Source organism: Moorena sp. SIO1F2, assembly GCF_010672755.1.
GTDB lineage: Bacteria > Cyanobacteriota > Cyanobacteriia > Cyanobacteriales > Coleofasciculaceae > Moorena.
This window is the reverse complement of the sequence record NZ_JAAHFV010000026.1, coordinates 26660-43921: the sequence shown is the minus strand read 5'-3', so window position 1 is coordinate 43921 and position 17262 is coordinate 26660. Positions and strand designations below refer to the sequence as shown.

Annotated in this window: 13 protein-coding genes and 1 pseudogene; 8 read left to right on the top strand and 6 right to left on the bottom strand. The window is 44.8% G+C overall.

The window, feature by feature from the left end; genetic code table 11:
* The first annotated feature begins 392 nt into the window (after positions 1 to 392).
* The 4 genes from F6J94_RS05765 (at position 393) to F6J94_RS05750 (ending at position 5195) form a co-directional block, all read left to right on the top strand.
* Positions 393 to 530 (top strand): hypothetical protein, encoded by a 138-nt coding sequence (locus F6J94_RS05765; protein WP_229423957.1) that lies wholly within the window; start codon positions 393 to 395, stop codon positions 528 to 530.
* Entirely contained in the window at positions 527 to 2152 is a 1626-nt protein-coding gene (pntA, locus tag F6J94_RS05760; RefSeq protein ID WP_367142168.1) for a Re/Si-specific NAD(P)(+) transhydrogenase subunit alpha, read from the top strand. Before F6J94_RS05765 ends, pntA begins: the two co-directional genes overlap by 4 nt.
* Positions 2153 to 2670: 518 nt before the next feature.
* Positions 2671 to 4134, top strand: a complete 1464-nt coding sequence (gene pntB / locus F6J94_RS05755) for a Re/Si-specific NAD(P)(+) transhydrogenase subunit beta (RefSeq protein ID WP_367142170.1) — start codon at positions 2671 to 2673, stop codon at positions 4132 to 4134.
* A gap of 242 nt (positions 4135 to 4376) precedes the next feature.
* Positions 4377 to 5195 carry a tetratricopeptide repeat protein gene (locus F6J94_RS05750; protein WP_293017291.1) on the top strand — a complete coding sequence of 273 codons (819 nt, stop codon included), beginning with the start codon at positions 4377 to 4379 and terminating at the stop codon, positions 5193 to 5195.
* 290 nt (positions 5196 to 5485) lie between these two features.
* Here the strand turns inward: F6J94_RS05750 and F6J94_RS05745 are convergent, their stop codons facing one another.
* The 5 genes and pseudogenes from F6J94_RS05745 to F6J94_RS05730 form a co-directional block, all read right to left on the bottom strand.
* Positions 5486 to 7018 carry a serine/threonine-protein kinase gene (locus tag F6J94_RS05745; RefSeq protein WP_293037931.1) on the bottom strand — a complete coding sequence of 511 codons (1533 nt, stop codon included), beginning with the start codon at positions 7016 to 7018 and terminating at the stop codon, positions 5486 to 5488.
* A 248-nt stretch (positions 7019 to 7266) separates the two neighbouring features.
* The gene (locus tag F6J94_RS05740; RefSeq protein WP_293017293.1) at positions 7267 to 7713 is read right to left on the bottom strand and encodes a hypothetical protein; all 447 of its coding nucleotides are present in this window, start codon (positions 7711 to 7713) and stop codon (positions 7267 to 7269) included.
* A 260-nt stretch (positions 7714 to 7973) separates the two neighbouring features.
* Entirely contained in the window at positions 7974 to 9164 is a 1191-nt protein-coding gene (locus F6J94_RS05735; RefSeq protein WP_367142169.1) for an anhydro-N-acetylmuramic acid kinase, read from the bottom strand.
* Between the two features lie 165 nt (positions 9165 to 9329).
* Positions 9330 to 9638, bottom strand: a pseudogene (locus tag F6J94_RS34160) (anhydro-N-acetylmuramic acid kinase); the annotation flags it as partial.
* Between the two features lie 496 nt (positions 9639 to 10134).
* Complete coding sequence (locus F6J94_RS05730; RefSeq protein WP_293037924.1) at positions 10135 to 10353, bottom strand: hypothetical protein; 219 nt, start codon at positions 10351 to 10353, stop codon at positions 10135 to 10137.
* Positions 10354 to 10695: 342 nt separating this feature from the next.
* Between F6J94_RS05730 and F6J94_RS05725 the strand changes: the two genes are divergently transcribed.
* Positions 10696 to 12678: a tetratricopeptide repeat protein gene (locus F6J94_RS05725; RefSeq protein WP_293037921.1), complete on the top strand. Its 1983-nt coding sequence runs from the start codon at positions 10696 to 10698 to the stop codon at positions 12676 to 12678.
* Between the two features lie 378 nt (positions 12679 to 13056).
* Here F6J94_RS05725 and F6J94_RS05720 read toward each other — a convergent pair whose 3' ends face one another.
* Complete coding sequence (locus F6J94_RS05720) at positions 13057 to 14391, bottom strand: glutamine synthetase family protein (RefSeq protein WP_293037918.1); 1335 nt, start codon at positions 14389 to 14391, stop codon at positions 13057 to 13059.
* A gap of 442 nt (positions 14392 to 14833) precedes the next feature.
* Here F6J94_RS05720 and F6J94_RS05715 point away from each other — a divergent pair, with 442 nt between their 5' ends.
* The 3 genes from F6J94_RS05715 to F6J94_RS05705 all read left to right on the top strand — a co-directional run bounded on the left by F6J94_RS05715 (position 14834) and on the right by F6J94_RS05705 (position 17172).
* Positions 14834 to 15223 carry a RidA family protein gene (locus F6J94_RS05715; protein ID WP_293037915.1) on the top strand — a complete coding sequence of 130 codons (390 nt, stop codon included), beginning with the start codon at positions 14834 to 14836 and terminating at the stop codon, positions 15221 to 15223.
* Positions 15224 to 15858: 635 nt separating this feature from the next.
* Positions 15859 to 16467 carry an MFS transporter gene (locus tag F6J94_RS05710; RefSeq protein ID WP_293017299.1) on the top strand — a complete coding sequence of 203 codons (609 nt, stop codon included), beginning with the start codon at positions 15859 to 15861 and terminating at the stop codon, positions 16465 to 16467.
* A gap of 27 nt (positions 16468 to 16494) precedes the next feature.
* On the top strand, positions 16495 to 17172 hold the full coding sequence (locus F6J94_RS05705) for a hypothetical protein (RefSeq protein WP_293037912.1): 678 nt from the start codon (positions 16495 to 16497) through the stop codon (positions 17170 to 17172).
* The last annotated feature ends 90 nt before the right edge of the window (positions 17173 to 17262 follow it).

Genomic DNA, 17262 nt, shown 5'->3' with positions numbered 1-17262 from the left:
GGCCATGCCTGGTGTTGGATACCACGACAAGTAGCATACAAGGACAAGTAGCACAGATGGGAAGCCAGTCAGCTGATCATAAGTGAGTTAATCGCCCAGGCTTAAAAGCATTGGCGGTGTCAGGGAGCAAACTGATCCCGTTCTAGTTGAACTTGGGAATCCTCTAAACAGGGTGAACATCCCCCAGCAAGAAGAAGCTACCAGTTGCTAAAAACCACTCGAAATCAAAAGAAATAGAAGGATAGATTGTCAACAAGGGACAACATTTTTCAAAGAAGTTGTTACCTGATTCTATTTACCGAAAATAGTTACGGAAAACAGTTATTATCGTCAGTTTTCCTGATTCTTGTTGTCCTCACCTAAGGAGTATTTGTCACCCATGACCAAAAGCTATGTTAGGAGATACGGTGGCCTTAGCCCCTGAAAGTGGCTGGTCTGGACATCCTTTGCCTGATGCCTCTAGACCCACCTTAGTGATCAATGAATTTTCCGTCGTTATTCCATTTAGACAACTGAAGGAGAGTCAATGACCCTAGCCATTCCCAAAGAGGCTGAAACGTCAGATTTACAGCCAACCAAAACTCGCATGAAGGTTGGTATCCCGAAAGAAATTTACCCAGGTGAATGCCGGGTAGCTGCTACACCGGATACAGCGAAGGTGCTCCAGAAACTTGGCTTTGATGTGCTGATTGAATCGGGAGCAGGAGAGACAGCTAATTTTCCTGACAATGCTTACGAACAAGCAGAATGCCAAATCATCCCTGATGCGAACAGCCTTTGGTCAGAGGCAGATATTGTCTTAAAAGTGCGTCCCCCTGAGATGCATCCAACTCTAAACAAGCATGAGTCTGAGTTGCTATCGGAAAATGGCACTTTAATCAGCTTTATCTGGCCAGCCCAAAACCAAGAACTGCTGGAACAACTGTCAAGCCGTAAGGCTACAGTGTTGGCTATGGATGCGGTACCCCGGATCACGAGGGCGCAAAAGATGGATGCCCTCAGTTCTATGGCCAATATTGCTGGTTACCGGGCTGTGATTGAGGCAGCCAATAACTTTGGTCGCTTCTTTACTGGGCAAATTACTGCAGCAGGGAAAGTTCCCCCAGCTAAAGTGTTGGTGATTGGTGCTGGGGTAGCTGGACTAGCTGCTATTGGTACCGCTAAAGGTCTGGGTGCTGTTGTGCGCGCCTTCGATACCCGCCCCGTGGTTAAGGAACAAGTGGAAAGCATGGGGGGAGAGTTCCTGGAACTGGACTTCAAAGAAGACGGTACAGGATCTGGGGGCTATGCCAAGGTGATGAGTAAAGAGTTCATCGAGGCGGAGATGGCATTGTTCGCTGCACAGGCTAAAGAAGTGGACATCATCATCACTACTGCCCTGATCCCCGGTAAAAAAGCGCCGCTGCTGATCACTGAGGAAATGGTAGCGAGTATGAAAGAAGGCTCAGTGGTTGTAGATATGGCAGCTGAGCAAGGGGGTAACTGTGAGGTGAGCAAAGCCAATGAGGTCTACAAATACAAAGGTGTGACCATCATTGGATTGACTGACTTACCCAGCCGTATGGCTACTCAATCTAGCCAACTCTATGGCACCAACCTTTGTCATCTCCTCAAGGACATGGGTGGTAGTGAAAATTACCGTGTCGATATGGAGGATGAAGTGGTTCGGGGAGCCTTAGTGCTACACGCTGGGGATGTAACCTGGCCCCCACCCAAGCGGCCTACACCTCCAGCACCTCCCAAACCCGCACCGGAACCCCAGACTGCGGTAACTAAAGAGGAGTCTGTGCCAGAGACTAAGAAATCAAAGGGTATCATGGGCTTGCTCTGGCCAGTGTTAGTGGGACTGGCTCTAATTGGCTTGGGAATCGGAGCACCACCTTCTTTCCTCTCCCACTTCACAGTATTTATCCTGGCCTGCTTCGTAGGCTGGCAAGTGATCTGGAACGTAAAACCAGCCCTGCACACACCCTTGATGAGTGTTACTAATGCCATTAGCGGCATCATCATCATTGGTGGAATGCTGCAAATTTCCGGCGCAGCCACCTCACCTACTACTATTCTGGGTGCGATCGCAATTTTAGTTGGAACCATCAACATCTCCGGTGGCTTCCTAGTAACCCAACGCATGCTCAAGATGTTTCAGAAATAGGTTAGACCCTTGAAGGTTTGAAGGTTGAAGGTTTTGAGGTTGAAGGTTTTGAGAAGGTTTGAAGGTTTGAAGGTTTGAAGGTTGAAGGTTGAAGGTTGAAGGTTTGAAGGTTTTGAGAAGGTTGAAGGTTGAAGGTTTGAAGGTTGAAGGTTGAAGGTTACAGGTTGAAGGTTACAGGTTGAAGGTTACAGGTTGAAGGTTACAGGTTGAAGGTTACAGGTTATCTTATGAACCTACCCTTCACCGAAGGCCAAAGGCCAACAACCAAACCACCTACCCTACACCGAACGCCAAAGGCCAACAACCAACTAACCTTGGCCTATTGGCCACGCTACGCGAACATTCAACATTCAACATTCAACATTCAACATTCAACATTCAACATTCAACATTCAACATTCAACATTCAACATTCAACATTCAACATTCAACATTCAACATTCAACCAACTAACCTTGGCCTATTGGCCACGCTACGCGAACAACATTCAAGTTGAACACCATAAAACTAAGGAGACTATGTCAAATAATCTGTTGACAGTTGCCTATATTGCAGCTAGTGCTTTGTTCATTCTCAGCCTGGGGGGATTATCTAACCAGGAAAGCGCCCGTAAAGGTAATATTTACGGGATTCTTGGGATGCTGATTGCCTTTGTTGCCACTGCCCTAAGTAGCAATGTAACCGCATACCTCACTCTGGGAGGGATGATTTTGCCAGGAGTGATAATTGGTGCGATCGTGGCATCTCGGGTAGCCATGACCTCCATGCCAGAACTGGTAGCAATTCTCCATAGTTTTGTCGGTCTTGCAGCTGTACTGGTGGGTATTGCCAATTACCTGCAAGGGGGGGAATCCCTAACGGGTGCAGAAGTAACTATTCACCAGTTAGAAATTTATATTGGTGTGTTCATTGCGGCAATTACCTTCACCGGTTCAGTGATAGCCTTTGGGAAACTACGAGCTATCATCAGCAGCAAACCCCTAATGTTACCAGCACGCCACGTACTCAATCTGGCTATGCTTGGGGCTGTGATCGGGCTGGGTTACCAGTTCATGACAGCAGAGGGGACGGCTGGTCTGCAACCCCTGTTGATTATGGCTGCGATCGCATCAGTGTTAGGCATCCACCTAGTAGCTGCGATTGGGGGTGCTGATATGCCAGTGGTCATCTCCATGCTCAATAGTTATTCCGGATGGGCGGCTGCTGCTGCAGGCTTTATGCTGTCCAATGACCTGCTAATTATCACTGGTGCGCTGGTAGGTAGTAGTGGTGCTATCCTCAGCTACATCATGTGTCGAGCCATGAATCGCTCCTTCTTCAGCGTGATTTTAGGAGGCTTCGGCGAAGGTGCAGGAACTACAGCTAAAGCGAAAGCTGGTGATCAGCCCGAAGGTCAAGTCACCGAGACCACAGTAGAAGATACCGTAGAGCTGCTACAAGGGGCCAAGAGTGTTATGATTGTTCCCGGTTACGGCATGGCAGTAGCTCAGGCTCAGCATCCGGTGTCCGATATTACCAAGATTTTGAGGAATGCTGGTATCAATGTTCGCTTTGGCATTCATCCAGTTGCTGGACGACTACCAGGACACATGAACGTGCTGCTAGCTGAGGCAAATGTGCCTTATGATATCGTTCTAGAAATGGATGAGATTAACGAGGACTTCCCAGAAACCGATGTAGTACTCGTGATTGGTGCTAATGATACCGTTAACCCTAGTGCCATGGAAGACCCCAGTAGCCCAATTGCTGGGATGCCAGTCTTAGAGGTTTGGAAAGCTGGTACCGTGGTGGTTATGAAACGGGGAATGTCCAGTGGCTATGCTGGTGTTGGCAATCCCTTGTTCTTCAAAGAAAACACCAATATGCTCTTCGGTGATGCCAAGACTAACGTTAGCGCTATCCTAGGCAAGCTCGTAGAATCTAGCCGGGACAGTGCAGCATCTAGCTCAGGAAAAGTCTTAGCTACATCCTCTGCGGGCTGAGTAAGGGTTAGAGGGGAATGACACCCTCGTTAAGGCTCAAACCTTGACTTGATGTCGAGTGTGGCGGAAGGTAGGAGTGTGGAAAGGGGATATTTTATGGTAAAAATTCCCTGCGATTCTCTCCTCCTTCTTCTTCCTCTTCCCTATCTTCGTAAGCATTAGCTGTTGGCGTAGCCTGCGCGTAGCGCATATGCTTACATTTTATCTTTGATTTCAACAGCAAGATAACGGAAATAATTGATATGGGTTTTTCTGTAGACGTTACTAGCAGCAACTACGCCACTGAAGTTTTAGAAAAGTCTTTTGAGAAGCCTGTATTAGTAGACTTCTTTGCTACGTGGTGTGGCCCTTGTCAACTCCTAAAACCAACCTTAGAAAAACTAGCTAAAGAATACGACTTTGTTTTAGCCAAAGTTGATATTGACCGCAACCAAGATTTAGCAAATAACTTTCAAATTGAGGGAGTACCCGATGTCCGAATTGTCACCAATGGTGATATGATTCCTGGTTTTGTGGGGGTTTTACCAGAGATTCAGTTGCGGGAAATGTTAGCTAGGTTAAATCTGAAGTCTGAGCTAGACATTGGACTAGAAGAAGCTCGGGTTGCCATGGCAACTGAGGATATATCCCGAGCCAAACAGCTGTTTGAACAGCTAATTGCCAAGTATCCAGAGAATCAAAGTTTAGTCATTGAAGTGGCCAATTTTTTGGTTCACATTAATGAGCCAGAAGAGGCAACCATACTCTTAGAAACCATTCAATACAATGATCGAGAATATTTCCCCAGAGCTCAGGCAATCAGAGCATTGATTCAATTTAAGCAGCAGGCGAATCCTATTGGGGAAAGTGAATTAGATCAGTTATTTGCTCAGGCATCTCGGTTAGTTGTAGAGGGAGACTATGAAGCAGCACTCAAAATCTTTTTAGAAATTGTCAGTAAACATCGTAACTATAGAGATGATGGTGCAAGAAAATCCATGATTGCGGTGTTTGATGTGCTGGGTAATGACCATCCCCTGACGAAAAAGTATCAGCGGGAGTTGATGCTATCCCTATATTAGTTTTGGCTAAGGGTTTAATAGGGAAAATCGAAAATAAGAATGCTCTTCCGTAATTGTTATGCTAAATAAACAGTCTGTAATAGGGAACAGGGAACAGGGAATAGGGAACAGTGGGAAGAGGCTGTATTCAGTAACTTTTGTTAGTTGAATAGCATAATTTTCCTTGTACAGTAAGCTTTATGAGTTTTTTTAACTGGAACTTTAGCATAAAAGGTACTGAAGAACCAATAAAAAAAATAAATCTCTTATCAAGTAACAAGTTACCAGTAACTTGTTGCATGTAACTTGTTTTAACCTGAAATATCAGTAGGGTAATCTGTATGAGCAGCTTCTAACTTCATCAAAATCTTTGGCTTCAGCTTTTCAAACTCTTGCTTAAGTATGCGTTTGCTCAACATTGCTTGATTAGTTGAGTTTATTGTCTTAGACGAATTCGCCCAATCAATGAATAGCTGGCGTTGGGCAGGAGCAATGGTTGAGGTCATGACATTAGCACACTTTTCTGGTTTTGATTGATCAAAAAACAAAATACTGTAATATCCAGTATCTCCCAAAAGTCTGATTATGTTCTGACCCTGATTTGTTTTGAGGTCTAAGTAGCAAGGAAGCCAACAAGCACCGTGGTAGCGATTATGCACTGCGGTAATCCATAGCACCATTGGATGAGGTAGAATAAGATACAAGAATTGGTTGTAGCGTGTACTAACCTGACGGTTCTCAATCTCTTCTTTAGTCAGCATCACCCAGAGGGTAGGAAAGGTTTGGCTTGTGGTACGAATTATCTTAGAAAAGACAATAGATGCTTTAGGCTTGTCATCGGGCCAGGAGGTTTGCCGACAAATATCATTCCCTGATACGGGAAGTATTTGTGTTACCTTACTCAGAGGCTTCTCGGATAGTATTGTTTGAATCCGATGACCCAGATAGCGACCGCGATCATGACCTTCGTTTAATGAATCCAATGTTCGTAGGATAATCCCGACATTTTGAGGACGATCAGATACCTCTTTCGCTATACAGGTCATGATTAGCTTCTCTAGGGACTTCGGCAGCTTTAGCTTGGGGTTAATCGATGCAAATGATTTAGGTGGGCTGAAGTGATGAGCTTTGTACCAACTACCAAAGGAATGATCTTCTGGAAGAATGGGCATGTGACCAGTTAACATCTCAAACATCATCACCCCTAGACTATAGATATCAGAGCGTTTATCCAGTTCCTTTCCCTCCATTTGTTCCGGTGAACAATAGGCTAGGGTACCCATAAAAGAATGGGTTTGAGCACCATCAAACTGAAGAAGCTTAGCAATGCCAAAGTCAAGGATTTTGATCAGTTCACCGAAGGAGGAATCTTCGACAACGATAATGTTACTGGGTTTAATATCACGATGCACAATTGGAGTGAGTGTGCCTTTAAATACAATGCCTTGGTGAGCACATTGTAATCCCAGACAAATTTGACGGGCAATATGCAAAAATCGGGGTAAGGATAGGGTTTTAGTGTGAATTATTGCGCTTAAATTTCCCCCTGCCAAGTATTCCATGACGTAGAAGGAAATATCGTTTTCATCTATGCCATAGTCCCTAACTCGCACGATGTGATTGCTTTTCTCACCAAGCAAAGCGCAAATCGTTGCTTCCCGCTCAAAGCGATCGCGCATTTTTTGGTTCAATAATGTATGGGAGAGAAACTTGACAGCAACGGTTACACCTCCGAGGAGCATATCTTTGGCTTGATACACTTGACCCATAGCACCTTTGCCGATCAACTTGACCAGTTGATAGCGATTGGCGAGTAGACGACCTTTGTTAGGGTCTGTGATCATAAGTTCCTTGGTGAAATCTGGAAAATAACGTGTTCATGAATCATTAGTCTCTAGTCATCGCTCATTGGTCATTGGTCATTGGTCATTGGTCATTGGTCTTTTGTAAATACCAGCAGACTTAATGTGGATCACAAAAAACTAAGGACTAAAGACTAAGGACTAAACTGACTAAGGACTAAGGAAGATGAACTAAATAGCAACGGTCACAGGTGTACTGCTATTAAAACTCCCTTAATTCCAGAATACTTCTATTGTGGCTGACGTTCCAAAGTTGCTTCCATTGTGCTACTCAGATAATGACCTGCCATAATGCTACTGGAGAGGTAGTATATATTTTCATTACGTTGATACCGGGTTTCAAAACCACTGCGTCGTTGGGGATCCCCTAATACCCAATACCGTTGCACAATGGATTCTCGAGCCACCCAGCCTTCTCCCTCGACACGACCTAGGAGGCTATGCTGTAAGACAAAGGTATACTTCTGGTCGCCAGTATCGAGACGCCCTAGATACTGGCAAGAGATATCCTCCCGTTCACGATTGGGAAAAACCAGTCTTGTGACCATGGTAAACCAGTTTTCCCGACTCCAGGTAACCATCGTCCCACCTCTGACTACAATTAATTTTCCATTGCGTTCCAGCCAATTGCCCCGAAGTCTCCAGCATCCTGCCTCCAATAAAAAGGTGTGAGCCACGGTGTTACTCTTTATCTGTTACTGAATATTACCCTCTGACGTTCCCCACTCATTTTAGCTGCTATCCTTAAGGTTGTGGGGTTTACCCCCTCAGGTTATCCCATTGGCAAACTTCCGGGAGTAGCCCGACTCCTACGGAGTAACAGACAAACTAGTTGAACTCTCCCACAGTCTCAGCCAACGGGGATTCTAAGCTGATATGGCAAGAGCAGCTTATTAACTGCATTTGACAACGCATAGGAACCCTAAAATACCCAGTTTTAGGATGAGTGGTGTTGCGATCTCGGAGAATACAGGTTTCCTAGACATACAGCCTCTGAAGCACCGGTTACTTGAGGGAGATTGCCGGGAATACCCAGGTTACGCCAATGAGCCAAAACAGCAAATGCGATCGCTTCTTTAAAATCCCGACTTAACCCAACCTGGTCAGTGGTTAATACTGGCACCGAATCTAGTCTAATTTGCAACCGTTGCTTCAAGTATAAATTGCTTGCCCCTCCACCACACAATAGTACTTGATCTGGCATTTGAGGCAAGAAGTTGCGATAGCTCTCAACAATAGAGGCAACAGTGAGTTCTGTGAGTGTTGCCAGGAAATCAGCAGGAGCAAGGTTATAGGCTTCACTTTCTACCAAACACTGCTTGAGATAATCTCGACTAAACAACTCTCGTCCGGTAGATTTTGGGGGCGGTATCTTGAAGAACTCTTGAGAAAGCCACTGTTCGACGAGAGCCTCACAGGGAGTGCCACTTGCTGCCCACTCTCCATTGTAATCATAGGTTTTTCTACCGTTGGTAAAATACTCGACAGCCAGATCTAACAGGGCATTCCCCGGACCAGTATCCCAGCCATATACCTGTTCCAACCAGTTCCCTTCACTAACTGGCAAGTAAGTAACATTACCAATACCACCAATATTTTGGATACATCGGTTATGGGTAGATGACCGGAGCAAACAGGCATCTATCTTAGGAACCAGAGGCGCACCTTCTCCCCCAGCAGCAATGTCAGCCACACGGAAATTGCTGATGGTCTTGATACCGGTAATCTCAGCAATCACCTCTCCCCGTCCCAGTTGAAGGCTATATCCCAGAGTCGTTAGAGGTTGAAGGTTAGCAGGTTGAAGGTTAGCAGGTTGAAGGTTAGCAGGTTGAAGGTTATCAGGTTGAAGGTTAGCAGGTTGAAGGTTAGCAGGTTGAAGGTTAGCAGGTTGAAGGTTAGTAGGTTGAAGGTTATCAGGTTGAAGGTTAGCAGGTTGAAGGTTAGCAGGTTGAAGGTTATCAGGTTGAAGGTTATCAGGTTGTTCGCGTAGCGTGGCCTTTTGGCCAAGGTTAGTTTCCGTTGCAGGTTGTTCGCCTTTGGCGTTCGAGAAGGGTAGGTTACCAGCTTGAAGGTTATCAGGTTGCAGGTTGTCTGGAAAACCTTGGCCAAAAGGCCACGCTTTCGGCAAAGCCGTTCGCGTAGCGTGGCCTTCGGCCTCCGCTGCGCGAACGCGAACAACATTCAACCGGCCAACTTTCAACTCGGAAGAACTTTCAACATTCAACCTGTCAACTTTCAACTCGGAAAAACCTTGGCCAAAAGGCCACGCTACGCGAACACCCTTGACCCCTAATGGTCGATGGTATACTGTTTGACCATGGGAACCAATTAACTCAGCGGGGGGTAACCCAGTCCCAATTGCCAATGCTGCTTGGGCAAATTGAAATGCGATCGCATCATCCAATGCTGCCAATTCTGCCATGGATAGGGGAGTTCCAGCACAGACGGCTAGAATTTTCTCCCTGAGTTCAGTGGGGTAGCCATAGGTAGCACCAGCCAGTAGCTCAATCTTTAAATCTAAGTCTGAGCCAGAAATTTCTACTAGTGCAGCATCGATGCCATCTACAGATGTACCGCTCATTAAGCCAATTACACGGGTCATCTTAAAATTGTGTTGGGTTAAGGTAAGCTAAAAGTACCAATATAGGATAAATACTGCAACTGATGGGTAACGGATGTAACGGATAGGAGGAGAGGGAAAATAAAAACAGGTTTATTTTTAGCCTTATGTTAGCTACTGACTAGTAATTAATGTTTAGTTAGTCTATCGCTAACTATTTATTGTTCATTTCTAATATTACCACCTAACAATAACAAAACCCCTAAGACTTTAAGCGCAGGAATCAAAATAAGTTGCTAATAACTTTAGCTGAGCTATTTTAAGATTTGGGTAATCGTTGGATTTTGGCGGAAAGTGCAGCAAAAAAACCCTAAGCCCGAAGGAACGGCTCAGGGTGGTAATTAAATTTCATCTACTTCTTTTAACTCCACCATTTCTGCCACTGTATCCGGAAAACAGAAACTCAAATAGTCCTTTTCCTATTCCCGTCCTACCCTGCACCGAAGCGCTAGCGCGTCTATGGGCTTTTGGAGTTTCATCAAAAACTATTAGCCCCATAAAGCACACGAGCATTATCACACAAAATCCCCATAGCAACTGACTCCGCCTCCTTAGCAGTCAAATCCCCATCCTGAATCGCTCCCTCCAAAACCTGTGCCAATACTATCCGTGCCCACTTGGCTCCCAAGTAATATAATTCCGGGATATTGTGAGCATCAGAAGAATACATCAGTTTACTGGTTGGCACAAATTCCAATTAGCAGCAGCTTCAGGAGTTAGCAGGTTGTGAGCGTGTTGGTCAATAGCGGTGATAGTCCACAGCTTAATCATTTCACATTATTAGATGCTAGAGATAATTGTCTGGTAGTTAACGTAAAAAAAAGTTTATTGAACTACGAAGGCAGGAAGTACCCGAAGACCCCTAGGGTCTGTTTGGAGGATTGGTAGCGATCGCTTTAGTTGTTGGTGGGGTAAACCATTTGGATGGTGATACCTCTAACTGTGTATTTGGTAACTGTGTCTTTGCTAAGATTGCTGGTAATATTATGACAGTAATCCCTAATTTTAATTCAACTAGAATACTGCTTAACCACCAAAGATGAAAAATTTCCCGTTTAAAGTAGTAGTATCCCTAGCTACTTTGCTCACGACAAGTATGGCTAGTGGTAATGCTCAAACTGTCGTTGCTCAGATGGATTTTGACCGCCGTAACGCCTCGACAGAGAAACTTGTGGCACAAGGGAGAATAATCAATGAGTTGTGGCAACAAGCCAGTCAGTTACGAGGAATTGGTAAGTATAGTGAAGAGATAACGATACGGTCGCAGATTGTAAAACTTCAGCCAGACTCTTTCTTAGCTTGGTATTGGCGAGGGGATACGTTGAGTAGCTTGGGCAAGTACGAAGCCGCGATCGCTTCCTATGATCAAGCGATTAAAATTAAGCCCAATTACCTTTTAGCGTGGTTTGAGAAAGGCAAGGCAAACCATGAACTCAAACGATACGATGCGGTGATTACTGCCTGGAAGCAAGCACTTTCAATTCAAGCCACATCAGAATTTGAACAGCAGTTGGTACAGACAATTATTCCTAAAAAAATTGCCAGTGTGCTGCTTTATGATTTAAAACGGTATTCTGAGGCGATCGCATTCTACAACCAAGTACTGGAACTGGATGCCAAGGCTGCTTCAATTTGGATTGACCGAGGCACGGCTTTTTACAAACTTGGTCGATATGAAAAAGCAATCACGGATTTTGACAAGGCGATTCAACTTGATGCTCGAAACTCTTTGGCTTGGAAACAGCGAGGATTTGCCCTCTATCGCATCGGTCACTACGAACATGCGATCGCTTCCTTTAAAAAAGCAGCAAAATACGAGCCTGACGATGTGGAAGTAGCTGGATTACTGACAGTTTTACAAACTTCAGGAGAATCTCAAAGGGAGTTACAAACCTCACAGCAAAGACTCGTTGCGGTTCGCACTGAGATCAGCACGGCTGAAGAAAAACTCCTTCTCCTTAGCAGTGAAACCCAGGCAGCAACAGCACAGCTTGAATCTTCTCAAGCCCAAGTGCGTCAATCTCAGCAGCAGTTAGTGGCTCTCAGAGACAAAATTAAAACCGCACAGTCACAACTAGAATCTTCTCAAGCCCAAGTGCGTCAATCTCAGCAGCAGTTAGTCGCTTTCAGAGGCAAAATTAAAACCGCACAGTCACAACTAGAATCCTCTCAAGTAAAAGTGCGTCAATCTCAGCAACAGTTAGTGGCTCTCAGAGGCGAAATTAAAACTACCCAAGAACGGTTTAAATCCTTCAAGGCAGAACGCCAAAGTTTAGACCAGAAACTAGTGGGTATGCGAGGGGAAATCAAAACTTCCCAAGAACGGCTAGAAGCCTCTCGCCGTGAACAACGAAGCTTAGACCAGAAACTAGTGGCTGTGGGAGGGGCAATCAAAACTTCCCAAGAACGGCTAGAAGCCTCTCGCCGTGAACAACGAGGTTTAGACCAGAAACTAGTGGCTGTGGGAGGGGAAATCAAAACTTCCCAAGAACGGCTAGAAGCCTCTCGCCGTGAACAACGAGGTTTAGACCAGAAACTAGTGGCTGTGGGAAGGGAAATCAAAACTTCCCAAGAACGGCTAGAAGCCTCTCGCCGTGAACAACGAGGTTTAGACCAGAAACTAGTGGCTGTGGGAGGGGAAATCAAAACTTCCCAAGAACGGCTAGAAGCCTCTCGCCGTGAACAACGAGGTTTAGACCAGAAACTAGTGGCTGTGCGAGGGGAAATCAAAACCCTACAACAACAACGAAACACTTTCCGCACTGAAGTACAGACATCACAAGAACGTTTCGTTGCTCTTCGAGGAGAAATACGCAGTTTGGAAGAGAAAATAAATGTATCTCAGGGAAAATTACGTCAATTAAACGATAAAAAGCAAGTTGCAGCCGAGAATCTACGTGTTGCAGAAATTCAGTACTGTGGTTTACAAAAAAAGCTGAGTGAATTGGAGTTAGGAATAAGCGGAATCAGGGGGACACAACAGGCATCATACAAAGTGAAACGTTACCCTCTTGCCAATTAAAGATAGGGACGGTTGCGATTAGATCAAGTGTAAGCATTCAGCCGTCAGCTATCAGCGTGTCGCGTATCAGCTAATGGGCTACGCCCACGCTACACCGAACAGCTAAAGGTCTGTGGCCACGCTACGCGAACAGTTTATGCCCATAGCTTAGGCTACTAATGGTGCTTGTGAATAAAATAAGCTGACAGCTGACGGCTGATAGCTGAATGCTTACGATCAAGTGGGATTTTTTATCCTATCACGTCCCCTTTCTAATTTAAAATATAAACAAGTATGCCTAAGCATTCAGCTATCAGCTTTAAGCTTCTGCTAGCTGTTCGGTGTAGCGTGCGCGTAGCGCATTAGCTGACGGCTGAATGCTTACCAATATCAATTGATTCAATATCGCTCTAATAAAAGCTCTACTTCCTCCTCCAACTCAAAATCTTTCATTGCCTCCCACTCGGCTTTCCTTACCGCTAGATAGGCTTGAGCCAATTCTACTCCTAAGGCATCCAAAAGTACTTGATCAGCACTTAAGTTACCAATCGCTTCCCCTAAATTAGTTGGCAATAACTCAATACCCCTCTGACTACGTTCTAATTCTGTCAAATGTCCTGGATCTACCGCTACGGCTTCTCCCAATTCCAAACTGTTACGAATTCCATCCAAGCCAGCCGCAATTACTGCTCCCAAGGCTAGATAAGGATTAGAAGAAGCATCAACAGTTTTCAGTTCAAAATTGGTTGGACTCTCACCGTCTGGGTTACTCGGTACCCTGACCGCAGCCTCTCGGTTATCGATTCCCCAACAACGGAACGCGCCACTCCAACAATGAGGGCGAATCCGTCGATAGGAATTAGTACTGGGTGTGGTTAGTGCCATTAAAGCAGGTAAATGGTGTAAAATTCCAGCAATAAACTGACAGGCGACTTGGGAAAGTCCCCCATCCCCTTCTGGATTGAGTAACAGGTTTTTGCCATCCCGCCATAGGCTGAGGTGGAGGTGACAACCATTACCAGCTTGGTCAGCTAGGATTTTGGGCAGAAATGAGGCAACCAGGTGATGTTGAAATGCGATCGCTTTTACTGTCTCCCGAAAGGCTATTTGTTGATCTGCCGCTGGTAGGGCTTGGGTGTATAGTATAGAAATTTCCTGTTGACCAGGACCACATTCTGGGTAATACTGCTCTACGGGCATGCCTTGCTCGACCAAGGCTTCAGCAATGTGGTCAATCACCTGCTGATGTTGATCCATTGCCAGCGTCGAGGCAAATACGGTATTGTCTACCGGTAGAATACCCTCAGGGGTTGGCTGCAGCAGGTAAAACTCATTTTCATATGCAGCAACCACTTGTAAGCCCTCACTTTCCGCTTCTGCTACCATCCTTTTGAGGAAGTTTCGGGGACAATACGGCCATGGGCTACCATTGTTGACCATATCCCCAAACACACGGGCATGACCAGGAGCATAGGGTAAGGGGGTTAAGGTTTCCCAATCCGGTACTAAGCGGATTTCACCGATGGGTCCCAAGCCACTGCCTGGGACTGGGACATCATACATCACCGGTAGAGCTTGCTGGGCTGCTGAAATGCCCACACCGTGCTTGAGGTAGTCTGGTAAGGTTTTCCAGTGGACTGCTTTACCACGGATGATGTTAGCATTGTCGCACCAGAGGATACGCACAAATCGAATACCTAGTTCATCTATAGTGTTCAGGATTTTATTTTTCATTAAAAATTTTTTTTAAGTTATTAGTTTTTGTGGTTTTTAACTAGTAGCAAATATCCTCTCCAAAATCTAGACTCAGTATAGAATAATTAATAATTAATGGTTACTATTGTTACTAGTTAATGGTTACAGGACTTAAGCATAAACCCGGTTTCTTAATATAATTACTGGATATCAGCCTTTGATTTATAACCAGAAACCCGGTTTGAAGGGTCTTGGTGCGTTAGTGCTGATTACTGATACTACTGATAATGAGGTGCATTGATGACATAGCACTTTCTTGCCCCTCATCCTACTAATACCACTATTACCCATCATCCCCCTATTCTTGACCTCCTTACTACCAAGGTCAAGACGTATCGGTCAGGGATAAGGCTGAGATGGGAATGCTCAAACTGCTATCTTGGAATGTGTCAACTTGTGCATCCTGGAACGACTGAAGACTATGACACGAAAGATTATCCGTACCCCCAATGCCCCAGCACCCGTAGGACCATACAATCAAGCGATCGCAGTCAGCGGTCAAATGATTTTTGTCGCTGGTCAAATTCCCCTTGACCCTAGCACCGGTGAGATTGTTGGTGGTAATGATGTCGCCAAGCAGACAGAACAGGTAATGGCTAATCTTGAAGCTATCCTAGTCGCTGCTGGAGCTAAAATCCCGGACATAGTCAAAACCACGGTATTTCTGGCAGATATGAATGATTTTGCGACAGTAAATCAGATCTATGCCAAATACTTTAACGAGGAAGAGGCTCCAGCTCGTGCTTGTGTTGAGGTTTCCCGACTACCTAAGGATGTTTTAGTCGAGATTGAATGCATTGCTGTGATTTAGGGCTTGTCTGTCTTAATCTATACAGAAAAATCAATGGTATTTATCTAATCGATTCGATATTGAATTTGGAATTTGGCGATCGCTCAGTAATCATGCCTATAATCATGCCCATTTGCGAAACGAGCTCTCTGGGAGATCGCTACCCAAATACCTTGGAGAATTTACTTTGCAGACAAGCCCTATTCTCTATGCAGTTTCCTTCATTATGGAGAGATTTTATAGTCCGAATTGCAATTGTAAAAACTTAGTTTTGTCAAGTACAATTTATACCAAATCACTGGGATTACCCTAACATTTATAACCGTCGCAGTGATCCCATAACTATCTCTTTCTATAACTACAGAGCCTACCCCATCACCCTTAGCGAAAGTGGACTGAGGGCTTTCAGAGAAATAAATTGACGGATTAGAAGAAGTCGTTAAACCTCAAGGGGTGGAAATCACAGGTACGATTTTTGACATCAAAAATGACAAGAGTAAGTTTGTGTCGAAAAATCAACCATGGTTGATTTTTTTTGCTCATGATTCTTATTTTAATGTATGTAACTCTTAATACTACATATGGAAGTGGGTAATGTGGGTTATCACAATCAACAATTCTGGATTACAATACAATCCATACACAGGATGGAAACCATGAGATATTTCATTTTGATTTGGCTCGGGCAATTAGTTTCCCTAATAGGCTCTGGGCTAACGCGCTTCGCCTTAGGAGTCTGGGTTTATCAAAGTACGCAGTCTGTCACATTGTTTACCCTAATCACTCTATGCAATACACTTCCGTTGATTGTAATTACTCCTCTAGCAGGCTCTCTTGTAGATCGCTGGCCCCGCCGTTGGGTGATGATTCTCAGCGATTCTGGTAATTGTATTTGTACCTTAGGAATTGCAATTCTGCTTGTAAACAACAGCTTGAGCATTTATTATGTTTACCTTTTAACAGCAATAAACTGTGTACTCAATACATTTCAGTGGCCTGCCTATGCGGCAGCCACAACTCTTTTGGTTCCCCACGATCAGCTCAGTCGAGCCAGCGGTATGACCCAGGTAGCAGAAGCGATCGGACAGCTGTTTTGCCCTGTATTAGCTGCGGTATTGCTGGTTAGTATTGGACTACAGGGGATTATTGCCATTGACTTGATTACGTTTAGTTTTGCTTTGCTAACGTTGCTGCTGGTTCGCTTTCCAGAACCCAAGAACGTCGATTTGAGTTTAAATATTAGCATTAAAGCTTTGCTTGGGTAATTTTTTAATGGCTGGAATTATATAGCCATGCGACCAGGGTTATTAAGCCTGCTTGTTTTTTTTGCCACCTGTAATTTTTTGATTGGCTTTATTGCAGTTTTGTTTGCGCCTCTAGTTTTATCCTTGTTCTCAACGGTCGCCTTTGGTTGGATCGAATCCATTGGGGGAATGGGAATGGTGTTAGGTAGTTTGACATTGATTGTCTGGTCGGGAACAAAACGATATATCGATACTATGTTCGTGCTATTTTTGGCGCTCGCTTTATCTGTAATTGTAACGGGATGCCATAGTTCAATTCTTTTGCTGGCGATCGCGAATTTTGCGCTTTATTTCTGTGCGCCAATTATCTTTAGTTGCAGTCAGGTCATTTGGCAACAAAAGGTTCCCCCTGAACTCCAGGGAAGGGTATTTGCGCTAAGACGTATGGTAGCCCGTTCCTGTATTCCTCTGGCCGCCCTTATAGCAGGTCCTTTAGACGAACTTGTCTTTGAACCCCTTATGGCGGTTAATGGACAATTAGCCAATAGCCTCGGTAAAATTATAGGTACTGGAACTGGCCGAGGTATTGACTTGATTTTTATTGTGGTGGGGATCTTGATTGTGATGATAACCATTGGCGCTTATCAGTATCCGCGATTGCGGTTTATTGAAGATGAACTTCCCGATGCGATCCCCACCCCCGAATCCGCTACTGGTTCAGCCTAATTAACTTGAATCAGCTCAATCCCTTACCAATTAAAGGCTTGAATGATTTTTACCCCATCGTATCAAACCCTGACGGTGTAAAGCTTTTGA

Excerpts from the sequence above, each read along its gene's own strand:
- F6J94_RS05765 (WP_229423957.1), top strand. The coding sequence starts at position 393 with ATGTTAGGAGATACGGTGGCCTTAGCCCCTGAAAGTGGCTGGTCTGGA.
- pntA (WP_367142168.1), top strand. The coding sequence starts at position 527 with ATGACCCTAGCCATTCCCAAAGAGGCTGAAACGTCAGATTTACAGCCA.
- pntB (WP_367142170.1), top strand. The coding sequence starts at position 2,671 with ATGTCAAATAATCTGTTGACAGTTGCCTATATTGCAGCTAGTGCTTTG.
- F6J94_RS05750 (WP_293017291.1), top strand. The coding sequence starts at position 4,377 with ATGGGTTTTTCTGTAGACGTTACTAGCAGCAACTACGCCACTGAAGTT.
- F6J94_RS05745 (WP_293037931.1), bottom strand. The coding sequence starts at position 7,018 with ATGATCACAGACCCTAACAAAGGTCGTCTACTCGCCAATCGCTATCAA.
- F6J94_RS05725 (WP_293037921.1), top strand. The coding sequence starts at position 10,696 with ATGAAAAATTTCCCGTTTAAAGTAGTAGTATCCCTAGCTACTTTGCTC.
- F6J94_RS05720 (WP_293037918.1), bottom strand. The coding sequence starts at position 14,391 with ATGAAAAATAAAATCCTGAACACTATAGATGAACTAGGTATTCGATTT.
- F6J94_RS05715 (WP_293037915.1), top strand. The coding sequence starts at position 14,834 with ATGACACGAAAGATTATCCGTACCCCCAATGCCCCAGCACCCGTAGGA.
- F6J94_RS05710 (WP_293017299.1), top strand. The coding sequence starts at position 15,859 with ATGAGATATTTCATTTTGATTTGGCTCGGGCAATTAGTTTCCCTAATA.
- F6J94_RS05705 (WP_293037912.1), top strand. The coding sequence starts at position 16,495 with ATGCGACCAGGGTTATTAAGCCTGCTTGTTTTTTTTGCCACCTGTAAT.